The 14,240-nt window shown below is 66.5% G+C and carries 12 protein-coding genes; 7 read left to right on the forward strand and 5 right to left on the reverse strand.

What is annotated here, in order from left to right:
• The first annotated feature begins 327 nt into the window (after positions 1–327).
• From QQL87_RS15340 to lpxD, 3 genes are all read left to right on the forward strand, one after another.
• Positions 328–918, forward strand: coding sequence for an SMI1/KNR4 family protein (locus tag QQL87_RS15340; RefSeq protein ID WP_284419884.1), 591 nt, complete (start codon positions 328–330; stop codon positions 916–918).
• A gap of 161 nt (positions 919–1,079) precedes the next feature.
• Positions 1,080–2,471 carry a serine hydrolase domain-containing protein gene (locus QQL87_RS15345; RefSeq protein ID WP_284419883.1) on the forward strand — a complete coding sequence of 464 codons (1,392 nt, stop codon included), beginning with the start codon at positions 1,080–1,082 and terminating at the stop codon, positions 2,469–2,471.
• A gap of 268 nt (positions 2,472–2,739) precedes the next feature.
• Positions 2,740–3,807 (forward strand): UDP-3-O-(3-hydroxymyristoyl)glucosamine N-acyltransferase, encoded by a 1,068-nt coding sequence (gene lpxD / locus QQL87_RS15350; RefSeq protein WP_502871177.1) that lies wholly within the window; start codon positions 2,740–2,742, stop codon positions 3,805–3,807.
• A 182-nt stretch (positions 3,808–3,989) separates the two neighbouring features.
• Here the strand turns inward: lpxD and nikR are convergent, their stop codons facing one another.
• Positions 3,990–4,487: a nickel-responsive transcriptional regulator NikR gene (gene nikR, locus QQL87_RS15355; protein WP_284419881.1), complete on the reverse strand. Its 498-nt coding sequence runs from the start codon at positions 4,485–4,487 to the stop codon at positions 3,990–3,992.
• Between the two features lie 190 nt (positions 4,488–4,677).
• Between nikR and QQL87_RS15360 the strand changes: the two genes are divergently transcribed.
• Positions 4,678–7,011 (forward strand): TonB-dependent receptor, encoded by a 2,334-nt coding sequence (locus tag QQL87_RS15360; protein WP_284419878.1) that lies wholly within the window; start codon positions 4,678–4,680, stop codon positions 7,009–7,011.
• Between the two features lie 334 nt (positions 7,012–7,345).
• Here the strand turns inward: QQL87_RS15360 and QQL87_RS15365 are convergent, their stop codons facing one another.
• On the reverse strand, positions 7,346–7,603 hold the full coding sequence (locus tag QQL87_RS15365) for a hypothetical protein (protein WP_284419877.1): 258 nt from the start codon (positions 7,601–7,603) through the stop codon (positions 7,346–7,348).
• A gap of 326 nt (positions 7,604–7,929) precedes the next feature.
• Positions 7,930–9,099: an extensin-like domain-containing protein gene (locus QQL87_RS15370; protein ID WP_284419876.1), complete on the reverse strand. Its 1,170-nt coding sequence runs from the start codon at positions 9,097–9,099 to the stop codon at positions 7,930–7,932.
• A 93-nt stretch (positions 9,100–9,192) separates the two neighbouring features.
• Here QQL87_RS15370 and QQL87_RS15375 point away from each other — a divergent pair, with 93 nt between their 5' ends.
• Both QQL87_RS15375 and QQL87_RS15380 read left to right on the forward strand, forming a co-directional pair.
• Entirely contained in the window at positions 9,193–9,372 is a 180-nt protein-coding gene (locus QQL87_RS15375) for a hypothetical protein (protein WP_284419875.1), read from the forward strand.
• 169 nt (positions 9,373–9,541) lie between these two features.
• Positions 9,542–10,321, forward strand: a complete 780-nt coding sequence (locus QQL87_RS15380; RefSeq protein ID WP_284419873.1) for a DUF2147 domain-containing protein — start codon at positions 9,542–9,544, stop codon at positions 10,319–10,321.
• 81 nt (positions 10,322–10,402) lie between these two features.
• Here the strand turns inward: QQL87_RS15380 and QQL87_RS15385 are convergent, their stop codons facing one another.
• The gene (locus tag QQL87_RS15385; protein ID WP_284419872.1) at positions 10,403–11,773 is read right to left on the reverse strand and encodes an ATP-binding protein; all 1,371 of its coding nucleotides are present in this window, start codon (positions 11,771–11,773) and stop codon (positions 10,403–10,405) included.
• Positions 11,763–12,530 (reverse strand): response regulator, encoded by a 768-nt coding sequence (locus QQL87_RS15390; RefSeq protein ID WP_284419871.1) that lies wholly within the window; start codon positions 12,528–12,530, stop codon positions 11,763–11,765. Before QQL87_RS15390 ends, QQL87_RS15385 begins: the two co-directional genes overlap by 11 nt.
• A 230-nt stretch (positions 12,531–12,760) precedes the next feature.
• Here QQL87_RS15390 and QQL87_RS15395 point away from each other — a divergent pair, with 230 nt between their 5' ends.
• Positions 12,761–14,236, forward strand: coding sequence for an efflux transporter outer membrane subunit (locus tag QQL87_RS15395; protein ID WP_284419870.1), 1,476 nt, complete (start codon positions 12,761–12,763; stop codon positions 14,234–14,236).
• Positions 14,237–14,240 lie beyond the last annotated feature (4 nt).

The following is a 14,240-nucleotide window of genomic DNA, read 5'->3' on the forward strand; positions in this document are numbered from 1 at the left end:
GAGCCCGGGCATGACGATGTGGAAACGGTTTCGCGAAAAACTCAGATTGGCCATATGCGATAGCCCCGCCTTTCCCAGCGATGCACCGCAGTAGGCACCGCGTGCGATGGACAACGTCCTATCAACGGCATCGCGGGCGCGCCTTGGCCCACTCGACCGCCTCGTCATCGCGAGCGAAGCGACGCGATCCGGGGCCTGCTGCGGCCGAATGCCGATGCCGCGGCGTGGTGCGCGCGTCGGCAGCGTCTGGAGTTCGGGAAGGCAATTGCGGACTTCCGTTTTCGGAGGTCACCATCGATAATCCCTGCCGCAAATCGCGAGGCAACCATGGCTGCTGATATTGATCCGAAGAGACTCGAGAGGGCTTGGGCGCGCTACACGGCCAAGGCCACCGAGGCGCATAACCCATTCATGAGCTATCTCAACGATGGTGCCACGACGGACCAGATCGATGCAGCGGAGCGAGCCGTGAACTGCCCGTTTCCCGCGGACCTCCGCCAATTGTTGAGCCTCCACAACGGAAGCCTGGATCATCACGTCCTGCCCGGATGGGAGCTGTTCTCTGCCGAGCGCATCGTCGACGAGTGGAGCATCTGGGAGGACCTGTATCGCACGCAGTTCAAGCCGGACAACTACACCTGCGAGCCTTGCGGTCCCATCAGGGGTGACGAATGGTGGCGCCTGCGCTGGATTCCCTTCTGCGGGGATGGTGGAGGCAATCATCTATGCGTCGACATGGAGCCGGCTGAAGGCGGCATCAGTGGCCAGATCATCACGATGTGGCACGACGACGCGCGCCGTGACGTCATCGCAAGCTCGCTGACCGAATTCATCGAACTGATCGCCAGCGACTTTGAAAACGGAGCGCTGACTTGGAATGAAGAATGGGGCGGAGTGTACGAGCCGGGGGAGGCGTGAACACAAACGGTCACCCGACCGGACCAAATCCGGATTGGGTCAAGAGACGTCACGATGAGAGCGCATCGGCGGGACGCCAAACAAAAATACTTCAATAGGCGTTCTGCCCAGCTCCGTTAGTGAGTATGGTGCCGCGATCAGGTCGCAGCGCGTGGGATCCAATGTCTATTCGCCAGATCGTTTTCGCCGTCATGCTGCTCGGCGCTTTGGATCGGTTCGGGGCTGCCACCGCTGAAGATGGCGTCCCGGCAGCGGAGTGGGAGCGCGTCACTCCTGCAGAATTGGGCTGGTCAGAGACCGAATTGGCCCAGGCACGATCCTTTTCGGATCAGATTCGCTCGAGCGCGGTCGTGATCGTTCAGCACGGAAAGGTCGTGGCCGAGTGGGGCAATACGACGAAGCCCATGGAGCTCGCTTCGATCCGCAAGAGCCTGCTCAGCGCCCTGACCGGCATCGCCGTGTCGGATCACCTGATCAACCTCGACAGCACGCTTGGCGAACTCGGCATCGACGATCATCCGCCTGGCTTGACCGAGATCGAAAAGGGCGCGACGGTGCGCGAACTCCTCGAAGCGCGTTCCGGGGTCTACCATTCGGCGCTCTATGAGACGCCGGACATGGCCAGGATGAGACCGCCGCGCGGCAGCCACCCGCCTGGCACCTTCTGGTATTACAACAATTGGGACTTCAACGCGCTCGGCACGATCTACGAGCACGCAACCGGCAGCGGCATCTTCGAGGCGCTCGACCAGAAGATCGCAAAGCCGATCGGCATGCAGGACTACCGGTCACAGGACGGCAGCTACGTCCGCGGCGAGGCGTCCATCCACCCCGCCTATGAGATCCGCATGAGCGCACGGGACCTGGCGCGTTTTGCACTTCTCTATCTGCACAAAGGCAATTGGGCCGGGCACGAGATCGTGCCGCGAGAGTGGGTGGAAGAGAGCACGCGCAGCTATTCGAGAGCGACGTTCGGGTTTGGCTATGGCTATCTCTGGTGGATCGGCTTCATGGGCGGTGCCGTTGCGCCGACGGTGACTTTACCTGAGGGCAGCTTTTTGGCCCAAGGTGCCGGCGGCCAATTCGCCTTAGTCGTGCCCGCACTCGACCTCGTCGTGGTGCATCGTGTCGACCGCGACACGCCCGTCACCGAACCTTCCATGCGTAGCATTGGCAGGCTCTTCTGGCTGATCCTGAAGGCCGCGGGCCATGATCCCGGGCCCGATGCCTCGCTCACCGCAGCGAGCGGCGACCGGCCGACAGGTGAGACCCTGGCCGCCAAATTCCGGGGTAGGACGATCAGCTTCGGTGCCAAGCTCAAGGATGGTCCGTTCACGATGCGATTCGAGCCCGACGGCCGGATGACCTATCCGCACTGGGACGAGGCCCTTGGTCCTGCAGCCGGGACATGGACGGTCGCGGAGGACAAGCTCTGTCTCTCGACCTCGGGTGGCAGACGTCGCTGCTACATTCCAGTGCTGAACGGTGAGCGGATCGAGTTGTTCGACCAGCTTGGCGTCATGCAGATCGCCGGGGTGACACTGCCTCAGTGATCTGCATGCAGCAATCGGCTCGTCACGTCCGTTCAGGGTCATGAACGAGACGCCGACGACCTATCCTGAGATACCATAGCTCCATTTCGCAACGTTGCCACGTCCCACTCCCGTCATACTCTCGTCGTGCTGCTGGCTTCACGTCATGCAGCCCGGCAGGTTTAAATTCGCCGCTCCCCCGAAACATGTGGCATCGTGCTCGCGATGCCGTACCCCGAACGCGATGCCCGGCCTCGCTCCCGAGACAGTTTTCAACCGAGGCTGGGACATGGACAACCGAAGATTCTTCGATCGCCCCGCGGGTTTGACCGTGGCCCAGATCATGTCGCTGACGGGCGCCGAATGCCGTGATGCTGCGCGACTTTCGCACGTGATCACGGATGTTGCGCCGCTCGAGCTTGCCGGGCCGAATGATCTGACCTTCATCGAAAGCAACAAATACGTCGACGCCCTGGCGACGACGCGCGCTGCAGCCTGCCTCATGCTTCAGCGCTTCGAAAGTCACGCGCCAAGCACGCTCATCCTGCTGCCCACGGAGCGGCCCTATCGCGCCTTCGTCAACGTCCATAGTGAGCTCTACCCTCAATCCTTGCGTCCGATCTCCCCGTTCGAAACCAACGCCATCGCGCAGGGCTCAACCATCCATCCGACGGCGCGCCTCGGGAGCGGAATAACGGTCGATCCCGGAGCCGTGATCGGGCCTCGGGCCGAGATTGGAGCGGGAAGCATCATCGCCGCGACCGCCGTGATCGGTGCGGACGTCGTGATCGGCCGCGATTGCTCGATCGGCGCGGGATGTTCAATCACGCATGCGCTGATCGGCGAGCGCGTGGTGATCCATCCCGGATGCCGCATCGGGCAGGACGGCTTTGGTTACATCGGTGCCACGCAGCAGAAGGTTCCGCAAACCGGACGCGTGATCATCCAGGACGACGTCGAGATCGGCGCCGGGACGACGATCGATCGTGGCGGCATCAGGGACACGATCATCGGAGAGGCGACCAAAATCGACAATCTCTGTCAGATCGGCCACAACGTCGTCATTGGCCGCCATTGCGTCATCGTCGCGCAGACCGGTCTCAGTGGCAGCGTGACGCTCGAGGATTTCGTCGTCCTTGGTGGCAAGGTCGCCATTGCGTCCCACGTCACGATCGGCAGGGGTGGGCGGGTCGCCGGGGGCTCGGGCGTCATGAATGACGTTCCGCCGGGAACGACCTGGGGTGGCTATCCGGCCCGGCCGAGAATGCAATGGCTGCGGCAACTGGTGACATTGGCGCGACTGACCAAAGCCGGCGAGACGAACGAGGCGCCTTCAACTCTTTCCGATCGGAATTGAAATCCGACCGATGATCTTTCCACCATAGCCCTCCGCCCTCAAGAACTAGCGCGTAGGGCGGATCAGCGCGTAGGGCGGATCAGCGAAGCGTGATCCGCCACTGCTCCTTCGTTGCTCTTAAGATGGCGGATTACGCTAACGCTAATCCGCCCTACGAACTCGAACCATCGTGTCGGCCTGCGCTACTTCTTCCCGCTCTTCGTGGTGTGGGAATGCGAATGGCTGTGGCTGCTGCTGTGGCTATGCGAATGGCTGTGCGCATGCCCATGGTCATGCGCCGCATCGATCGGCATCAGCGCCACATGGCCGTGGCGGACGCCGCGTTCGGCGATGACGTGGTCGGCGAAGGCCTTGACCTCGGCCCGCTCGCCCTTGAGCACGGTGACCTCGAGGCAGCTCTCCTGGTCGATGTGGACGTGGAGCGTCGCCTGGGCGAGGCCGGAATGATCATGCGCCTCCTGGGTCAGGCGCTTCGGCAGCTCACGCGCGGCGTGGTCGTAGACATAGCTCAGCGTCGCGATGCAGTGGCGGCTGTCGGTGCCGGCATGGTCGGCGCTCTCGAGGCCGCTGCGCAGCAGGTCGCGGAACGCCTCCGAGCGGTTGTCGTAGCCGCGCCGGGCCATGAAGGCATCGACCTCGGCGAGCAAATCGTCGTCGATCGTAATCGTCAGGCGCTGCATGTGTCGTCTCCCGGCGGCAACAGTGTCCGCTGCCAGTATGATGTTTACGCGTTGACATCATACCGGTGTCATCTTAGCGTTCTTTAACACTCGACAGTGGGGCGATCCAGGCGAGCAGTCGCAGGCCAATGAAGGCTTGCGGCCAATGACGACGCATGCCCGCTGATGAGATCGAGGGGCGTGACGTCGGATGTGGTGGCGTGGGACGAGCGTGATCGTGGTGATGGCGGCGCTGGCGCAGCAGGCCGGCGCACATCCCGAACGGCCCCCGGCGGAGCTGCCCTCCGTCGACGTCGATGCGCCCAAGCGCAATTTCAAGCCGAAGCCACAGGTCCGGCGCGAGGCGCAGCGGCGGAAGCCCGGCATGGCGCGGCCGGCGGCGAACGTTGCCGCGGCAGCCGCAGCCGCACCATCGGGGGCTCCGAACGCCGGCTCCGGCGCGGCGCGGGCGCAGGGCATGGCGAGCGAGGTCGTGATCTCAGGCGAGGAGATCAATGCGCGCCCGGCGACGCGGCCCGGCGAGGTGCTGGAGGCCGTCCCCGGCCTGATCGTCACGCAGCACTCGGGTGAGGGCAAGGCCAACCAGTATTTCCTGCGCGGCTACAATCTCGACCACGGCACTGATCTCGCGCTCCACGTCGACGACGTGCCGGCCAACATGCGCACCCATGCGCATGGCCAGGGCTATGCCGATCTCAACTGGCTGATGCCGGAGACGATCGGACGCGTCGATGTGCGCAAGGGCCCCTATTTTGCAGACGAAGGCGACTTTGCCTCCGCCGGCAGCGTGCATATCGGCCTGATCGACAGCGTGCCCAAGGCGATCGCGCAGGTCACGGCGGGAAGCTTCGGCTATCGCCGCTTCTTCGGCATGGATTCGGTGCATGTCGGCGACGGCCATCTGCTGATCGCGGGCGAGGCCGGACGTTACGACGGGCCCTGGACCACGCCTGACGATGCCAAGAAGCTGAACGGCCTGATGCGCTACTCGCAGGGCACCGCGACCGACGGCTTCTCTATCACCGGCATGGCCTATGCCAACCGCTGGACCTCGACCGACCAGGTGCCGGAGCGCGCCATCACCTCAGGCCTGCTCGGACGCTACGATTCGGTCGATCCGACCGACGGCGGCAAGACCAACCGCTTCGCACTGTCCGGCCGAATCGCCGGCACCGACGAGGCCGGCGCCTGGAAGGCCAACGCCTATGTGGTGAAGAGCCAGCTCGATCTCTACAACAACTTCACCTATGCGCTCAGCAACCCGACCTATGGCGACCAGTTCCACCAGCACGACGACCGGCTGATGCTCGGCGCCAATGCGTCGCGCACGTTGAGCGGCAGCTTTGCGGGGCTGCCGATGGAGACGACCTTCGGCGTCCAGACGCGCTACGACGCCATCGCGCTGGCGTTGAGCAACACGCGTCAGCGGGTGTTGCTCACCGACATTGATTCCAGTCCCGGCATCATCGGCGTCGTTCGCGCCGACAAGGTCGGCGAAGGCAGCGTCGGGCTCTATGTCGAGAACACCGTGCGCTGGACCGACTGGCTGCGCACCACCGTCGGCTATCGCGGCGACTATTATCAGACCCACGTCTACTCGCTGACCAACGGCAACAACACCGGAGACGCATCAGCAAGCCTCGGCAGCCCGAAGTTTCGCATGGTGATCGGGCCGTTCGAGAAGACCGAGTTCTTCCTCGGCGCAGGCTATGGCATGCACAGCAACGATGCCCGCGGCGCGACCACGACGGACGACCCGAACGCGCCGGGCAACCGGATCGATTCCTCGCCGCTGCTGGTGCGGACCAAGGGCGCCGAAGTGGGCGTGCGCACGCGCATCATTCCGGGGCTCGACTCATCGTTGAGCGTCTTCATGCTCAACCAGGATTCGGAGATCCTGTTCTCCGGCGATGCCGGCGACACCGAGGCGAGCCGGCCGAGCCGGCGCTACGGCTTCGAGCTGACCAATCACTACCGGCCGGCATCGTGGATCGATATCGATGCCGATCTCGCCATGACGCATGCGCGCTTCGTCGGATATGACAGCGCTCAGGCCGCGGTCTACGATTCGCTGGCGGGCTATCCGCAGGCGCAGCTCGGCAATGCGCCGGGTAACTCCATCCCCAATGCGCCGGCGATGATCGCCTCGGCCGGCATCACGCTGGGCGACAAGACCGGCTGGTTCGGCGGCGTGCGCTGGCGCTATCTCGGTTCGACGCCCCTGACCGAGGACAATTATTTCCGCTCCACCGCCACCAGCGTATTCAACGGCCGCATCGGCTTCCGCGACGCCAATGGCTGGCGCATCCAGCTCGACGTGCTCAACCTGCTCAACACCAAGGCCAACCAGATCTCCTACGGCTACGGCTCGCTGCTATCGACGGATCAGCTCTACAGGGCTTGCTACCCCGGCGTGGGGACGTCGACCGTGCCGGCCCAGGTCTGCCAGACCGGCGTGATGGACCGCGTGCTGCACCCGATCGAGCCGCTGACGTTCCGGGTCACGGTGGCGGGGACGTTCTGAGGCGCGCTGATGATGTAGGCCCGAGCTTTGCCGCGGGCGCCGTGGGCTCCCCTCCCCCTCTTGCGGGGAGGGGTCGGGGGTGGGGGTCCGCCGAGTCCCGCTGACAGTGACGAGCGCGCGGGCGCTGCCGACAATTCCAGCGTCGCTGGTGCTTCGCGCCACCACCGCGCGCGCAAGCGGCGGCACGAGACGGGTGCCACTCACGATGATTGGTGCTCGGGGTCCCCCACCCCCGCCCCCTCCCCGCAAGAGGGGGAGGGGGGCGCACCGATGTCGTGGCTAAGATCACGGCTCGCACGAGACGAGCATCGCCCGCGGTTACGACGCCGCTCCATCATCCGCACAATGGCGGACCGTCATCGACGATCGTGATCTCGTACTCGGCGTCGTCGCTCGAAAGCGCCTCGTCGTCGCAAGGCTGCACCACGGGCGGCACGCGCCACGGAATCGGCTTCGGCGGCATCCGCGCCAGGCGCTGCGCGTCAGCGACGGCGCGGCGGGCGATCCTCAGCGAACGACACACCAGCACGGGCTGCTCGTCGGTGCCGACCTCGAAGCCCGAGCCGATCGCCTTGATGCGATACGATATCATCTCCGCCACTCCATCCCGCCGGCAACCAGAACCCCGCGCGCCTTGTTCCTCGCGACTGTGGCAGGTCTAGTGTCGGCCAATGGCGGACGGCAAAACTGGTCAACGGATTCCTAATGCGCACATCGCACTGGTCGCAGTTTCGTTCCGGAGCGGGACAGGACGCGCTGTCGGGGGCATCCTGGGGAGAGAAATCCACAGACGCGCACAGGTGCGCGCGAGTGGCGAATGGCGAGTAGCGAGTAGCGAGTAGCGAGTAGCGAGTAGCGAGTAGCGAGAGCAGTCGATCGTCACGATCCCGATTCGCTACTCGCCATTCGCCCTCTTCCTCAATAATCCCGGAACTCGTCTTCCTCGTTGATCAGCTGGCCGATCGACTTGGCCTGCTTGCGCGACGGGATCGCGCTGGTGACATCCGGCTCGCGCTGGCCATAGCCGCGCCGCTGCTGGACGCGGGCCGCCACTGCCTCGCCGGACTGCGCGGCCGGCTGGCAGATCAGGCGGCGGCTGGCGCGGCGCATCAGGTCCACATGGATGTGGTCGTAGTGATAGACGTTGGAGCCCGGCGCCAGCACCGTGGTGAACTGCTGACACGCCCCGCCCTGGATGTCGCGCAGAAAGCCCTGCTCCTCCGGCAGCCCAATCCAGCCATCCTTGACGCTGATGCGGCGGCCGTCGGCGAGCGTGAAGGCGGCGATGTCGAGCGCGTTGCCGAAGGCGTGCTCGGAAATATGCGCGCTCGGATTGCCGTTCATGCCGCGGCAGGAATAGGCCGAGATCTGCTTGATCTCGACGACCTTGGCGCCGAACCAGCGCTGCGCGGCCGGCTGCACCGACTCCGCGAGCCAGCGGTCCAGCGCCGAGACGATCGGACAGGCGAGCGTGGCGACAGGCTTCACCGCGACCGGGCCGATGGTGCCGACGGGATCGCGCGACGGCCCAAGCCGCGGCGGCGAATCCGGCTGCTGCTGCGGATAGGCCGAGCGCGGCGCGGGCGCGGCGGGATAGGACGCGTCCGGCGGCAGGTTGACGTCGTCCTCGCCGGCGGGCGGCTCGAGCTGCAGCGGCGCGCCGGGAGCCGCGCCATAGGCGGGCGATCGCGACACAGTGCTCGGATAGGGCGCGCTCGATGAGGGATAGGCCGGCTGCGGCTGATAGGTGGATGACGGATAGGTCTGCGGCGGCCTGCTGACCGGCCAGCGCGGCTGGCCGCCGATCGCGGCCGGCGGACGCAGGCTCTCGTCGGCGAAGCCGTAGCTCGCGGTCGCCTCGCCGAGCGCCGCCACCTTGAGCGGATAGTCGGCGCCGCACATGCCGGGGCCGGAGATCGGATCGATGCGGACGATGTCCGCGCTCTCCTTCACGGCGCCGGATTTCAGGCAGGCGATCTCGGCCTCGGCCCGCCACGGCTCGCGCTCCTGGAAAAATCCACGGCCGCAACCCGCAAGCGAGACAAGGACGATGGAGCCGACGAGATACAAACGAACTCCGCGCGTCATCTAGAGAGGTTTGCGGCAATTTGCTTAAGGACCTGTCAATGCCGTCCGTTGATGAAGCGGAAACCATCCGCACGACGAAGGCCGTCGACAGGCGTGGAAGCGGCAGCCGCGCTGCCTTTTCTGCCGGTCGCAAGCGGCTATGTTCGCCGCGCTGGAGAAGCGCAGCGAGCTGAAAACGGGAGCCGTGTCATGACCCTTGCCGGTCGGCTGAGCATGGTGGTTGCGTATGCCGCGTTCGCATTCGTCGGCGCGATCGTCATCGGATTGTTCTGAGACGGCGCATCGTCACACACGAACTTGATCGACGGCGATCGGCTTGCGCGCAGTGCTGGCGCGCGCAGCTCCACGATCCCGGCGACAGTGATCCGTATCACAGAGCGCCTGCCGGCAGGCGCCTAGGGTTCCCTCAGGTTCACGACGCCGCCCCAAGGGAGCTCACCCGATGAAGACCGTCTTTCTGGCCGCAGCAGCAGTCCTGATCGCGAGCAGCGCCGCCCAGGCCGGCAGCTCGATCGCCTTCGATTTCGACGGACACAAGATCCGCGTCACCGTGCCCCGCAACTGCCAGTCGCTGTCCTGCCTGCAGGTTTCCGGCGTCGATCTCAGCGGATTGAAATCCAAGCTCGACGATGACGATGCGCCGGCGAGCAGCGCGCCTGCAGCGAGCGCTCCGGCGGCCGCGGCGCCGGCTGCCGTCGCGCCTCCGCCCGTCGTCAATGCGCCGGCCCCTGTCGCCGCAGCACCCGCCGTCCCCTCGCCGGCGCCTGCTGCTGCTCCTGCCGCGCCATCCACCACGGTGCAGATGCCGGTGCCGCCGGCCCCGGTCACCTCGAACGCGCCGCCGCTTCCGGCCGCTGCAGCCCCCCCTGCTCCGGCGCCCGCGCCGACCACCGTCGCCGCTGCGCCTGCCGCCCAGCCGGCTCCGGCGGCCGCAGACCCGACCTCGCCGCTCGGCCTGTGGGCCACCGAGGGCGGCAAGGGCAATGTCGTGATCGAGCCGTGCGGCGCCAACATCTGCGGCTTTGCCGAGAAGACGCGCGAGAAGATCCTGATCAACATGAAGCCGAAGGACAGCAAATGGGTCGGCCGCATCCATGATCCCGATGGCGGCGGCAACTACGACTCCACGATCGTGCTGAAGAACCCGACCACCCTGCGGGTCCAGGGCTGCGCCTTCGGCGGCCTGTTCTGCGGCGGCCAGACCTGGAAGCGCGTCAGCTGACTCTCGTCCTTCGTCATCAGCAGCTGTGAGGACCCCGCCGGACCAGTCTCCGGCGGGGTCTTTCGTCTGGAGGCGCGCGGCTCAGGCCACCTTGGCCGGGATGGCGGCCGGCGGCAGTGCCGCGCGCAGCGGCAGCGACAGCCGCACCCGCAGGCCGCGCGGCGTGTTCGGCATCAGCGCGATGCCGCCATCATGCTTCTTCATGATCTCCTGCGCGATCGACAGCCCGAGGCCGAAGCCGCCGGCCGAGCGCGCCTGGTCGAGCTTGACGAACGGCTCCAGCGCCCGCGCCTGCAGCGCCTGCGGAATGCCCGGGCCGTCATCGGCGACCTCGATGGCGATCACGCCGTCGGTCGCCGCCGACAGGCTCACCACCACCACGCTGCCATGCTTGACCGCGTTCTCGACCACGTTGGTGACCGCACGCGACAGCGCCCGCGGCCGGCCCTCGCACACCAGGCGCTGCGGCCCCTGATAGCTGACGGCGTGGCCGACATCGGCGAAGTCGCAGCAGATCGTCTCGAGCAGGCTCGACAGCTCGATGCGCGCCGGCTGCTCGGCCTTGGTGTCGTCGCGCAGATAATCCAGCGTCTCGTCCAGCATGCGGCTGACCTGGTCGATGTCGCGCAGCATGGCTGCACGCATGTCGCCCTGGCCGATGCGCTCCGAGCGCAACCTGAGCCGCGTCAGCGGCGTGCGCAGGTCATGGCTGATCGCGGCCAGCATGCGCGTGCGGTCGTCGAGCAGGGCGCGGATGCGCGCCCGCATCTCGTTGAGCGCCTCGGCGACCTGGGCGATCTCTCTCGGGCCGCGGCCGCTCAGAGGCTCATGCGCATCGGGCGAGCGGCCGAATGCGGCGGCGGCGCGCGCCATTTCTGACAACGGCCTGATGATCGCCCGTGCCGCGTAGATCGACAGCAGCACGCCGAGGATCAGGATGAGAAACAGGAACACGCCCGTCGGCTTGAGCACCATCGGCCAGAATTGCAGGCGCGGCACGTCGTCGAACACCAGCGCGTGCTCGCCGTCGACCTGGACGATGATCTGGGTCGGCGGCGCCGCGCCATAGGTGACGCCGTTCAGCAACGTGATGTCGCGCACCACGCCGAGCTGGCGCCGCGCCAGCACCGACGTCCACGGCGCGTTCCTGGTCGGCTTCGCGGCAAGCGTGAGCGCGGTCAGCGGCACCAGCTCGACCTGGATGCCGGATCCGCGCAGGCTGGCCAGAACGCTGTCCACCGCGGCGGGATCGTTCGCGGCCCGCACGAAATGCACCGCCTCGGCGACCCGCGCAATGCCATAGGCCGGCGATTCCTGCTCGTCCGGGGGATCAAGCAGCAGCAGCGCCGCCGCGATCATCAGGGCGACGCCGAACAACACCGAGAGCGACGCCAAGGTCACGATCTGCGTGGTGATGCCGAGCCGCGGGCAGGTCTTGTTGTCATGCTTCATCGATGGTCTCGACTCTTGGCGTGAAGACGTAGCCGCCGAGGCGCACGGTCTTGATCATGGTCCAGCTCCTGGCGCCGGGCTCGATCTTCTGCCGGATGCGGCTGATGTGAACGTCGATGCTGCGCTCGACCGGTCCGGCCTGGCCGCCATGCGCCAGCTCGATCAGCTGCTCGCGCGACAGCACCCGGCCGGCGTTGCGGCAGAACGCCAGCAGGATGTCGAACTCGGCGCTGGTCAGCGTGATCTTGACGCGGTCGGGATCGAACAGCGTGCGCGTCGCCGGCTCGATGCGCCAACCGTCGAAGCTCATCGGCGCCTGGCGCGCGGCGATGACCGCGGGATGCAATTGCGCGCGGCGCAGCAGCGCGCGGATGCGCGCCACCAGCTCGCGCGGATTGAACGGCTTGACGACATAGTCGTCGGCGCCCAGCTCGAGGCCGAGAATGCGGTCGATGTCCTCCCCTTTCGCCGTCACCATGATGATCGGCACCGTCGAGATCTGGCGCAGCCTGCGGCAGATGCTCATGCCGTCCTCATCCGGCAGCATCACGTCGAGCATGATGAGATCGACCTGCTCGCGCTGCAGGACGTCGTTCATCGCCGCGGCGGAGGCGACGAAGCGCGGTGCGAAGCCGTGCTCCTGCAAAAGCTCGGTCAGCAGCGCCGCGATCTCGCGGTCATCCTCGACGCAGAGAATGCGCGCGGTTGCCGGTATGTTTGCGTCTGCGGCCACGACGGTATTGTGTGACGACATCATGCGCGGAACATGGTCGATTTGAGCCGAAAAGAACAGCCCGAAGCGGCCTCCGATCGTGGCGAAATCAAGCTGTATTGTTAAGGCGGAAACATTTCTTCACGCGACTTAATCCTGCGAAATCGGTATGACGCCTAGGCTTTAAGCATCAAACAAGCATCAACAGGGAAGTCCTGCGGCGAGGCTCTTCGGCCGGCGCGGCCCTCTTTCCGAACCGCGATCGTTCAACCGCCGTGAAGCCCATCCTGCTCGCACTCTGTTTCGCCACCCCGCTGCTCGCCGGCTGCGCCGTCGGGCCCGACTACGTGAAGCCGGATTTCGGCATGCCCCAAAGCTGGAGCAGCGACCGCAGCGAGCCTCCGCGCGCGCTGAAGCTCGCTTATTGGTGGCGCAACCTCGGCGACCGCCAGCTCGATGAGCTGATCAGCGAGGCGGTCGCCGGCAATCTCGACGTTGCCGCCGCGAAAGCGCGCATCCGCGAGGCGCGCGCCACCCAGCGTCAGGCCGTCGGCGCGCTGTTTCCCTCCGTCAGCGGCACCGGCTCGGCGACTGAGACCCGCAGCGCCGGCTCGTCGACGAGCGGCATCGCGATCGCGCCGACCACCTACAGCCAGTATCAGGCCGGCTTCGATTCAAGCTGGGAGCTCGATCTGTTCGGCGCCAACCGCCGCGCGGTCGAGGCCGCGACCTACGGCGTCGACGCCGCCGAGGACGATCTGCGCGCCACGCTGCTGACGCTGATCGGCGACGTCGCCTCCAACTACATCGATGCGCGCGCCTATCAGGCACGGGCCGCGCTGGCCCGGCGCACCGCGGCCTCGCAGCGGGAGACCGCGGCGCTGACGCAACGCAAGCAGGACGCCGGCTCCGCCTCCGCCGTCGACAGCGCCAAGGCCAGCGCGCTCGCCGCCAGCACGGAAGCCACCATTCCGACCTATGAGAGCAGCTATCAGCAGGCCGTGCACCGGCTTGGCGTCCTGCTCGGCCGCGATCCGACCGCACTCAGCCAGCGCCTGTCCCGCACCATGCCGATCCCCTCGCCCCGCCTGCCGCTGCCGAAGGGCATCCCGGCCGACGTGCTGACCATGCGCCCCGACGTCCGCAAGGCCGAGCGGCAGCTCGCGCAGTTCACCGCGAAGATCGGCCAGGCGACCGCTGCGCTGTACCCCGATGTCAGCCTGACCGGCACGGTCTCGACGACGGCGCTCAAGCTCGGCGATCTCGGCAAGAGCTCGACCATCGGCTGGTCGATCGGCCCAAGCCTCTCGGTGCCGATCTTCAACGGCGGCAAGCTGCAGGCCGCGGTCGAGGTCGCGGAGGCGCAGCGCGACGAGTATCACGTGGCCTGGCGCAGCGCCGTGCTGAGCGCGCTCGAAGATGTCGAGAACGCCATCGTCAGCCTCGGCCAGGAGCGCCTGCGCATCCGCAGCCTGACGGAATCGGCGCGACGCTATGGCGAGGCCGCGCGGCTGTCGCGCTCGCTGTACCAGACCGGCTCCAGCACCTTCCTCGACGTGCTCGACGCCGAGCGCTCGCAATTCACCGCCGAAGACAGCCTGCTCGCCAGCCGCGCCACCCTGGCGAAGAACTACGTAGCCCTGGCCAAGGCGCTCGGCGGCGGCTGGACCGGCCCGATCGACAGCTCGGTGCCGGAGGTCGTCGACAGCGGCACCGGCCCGCATCTGGCCCAGGCCGTCGACGGCAAGTGATCCC

This window comes from Bradyrhizobium sp. SSBR45G (assembly GCF_030159255.1).
GTDB lineage: Bacteria > Pseudomonadota > Alphaproteobacteria > Rhizobiales > Xanthobacteraceae > Bradyrhizobium.

Bases quoted from the DNA above. Each gene is read 5' to 3' on its own strand.
- QQL87_RS15340 (WP_284419884.1), top strand. From the start codon at position 328: ATGGCTGCTGATATTGATCCGAAGAGACTCGAGAGGGCTTGGGCGCGC.
- QQL87_RS15345 (WP_284419883.1), top strand. From the start codon at position 1,080: ATGTCTATTCGCCAGATCGTTTTCGCCGTCATGCTGCTCGGCGCTTTG.
- lpxD (WP_502871177.1), top strand. From the start codon at position 2,740: ATGGACAACCGAAGATTCTTCGATCGCCCCGCGGGTTTGACCGTGGCC.
- nikR (WP_284419881.1), bottom strand. From the start codon at position 4,487: ATGCAGCGCCTGACGATTACGATCGACGACGATTTGCTCGCCGAGGTC.
- QQL87_RS15360 (WP_284419878.1), top strand. From the start codon at position 4,678: ATGTGGTGGCGTGGGACGAGCGTGATCGTGGTGATGGCGGCGCTGGCG.
- QQL87_RS15365 (WP_284419877.1), bottom strand. From the start codon at position 7,603: ATGATATCGTATCGCATCAAGGCGATCGGCTCGGGCTTCGAGGTCGGC.
- QQL87_RS15370 (WP_284419876.1), bottom strand. From the start codon at position 9,099: ATGACGCGCGGAGTTCGTTTGTATCTCGTCGGCTCCATCGTCCTTGTC.
- QQL87_RS15380 (WP_284419873.1), top strand. From the start codon at position 9,542: ATGAAGACCGTCTTTCTGGCCGCAGCAGCAGTCCTGATCGCGAGCAGC.
- QQL87_RS15385 (WP_284419872.1), bottom strand. From the start codon at position 11,773: ATGAAGCATGACAACAAGACCTGCCCGCGGCTCGGCATCACCACGCAG.
- QQL87_RS15390 (WP_284419871.1), bottom strand. From the start codon at position 12,530: ATGATGTCGTCACACAATACCGTCGTGGCCGCAGACGCAAACATACCG.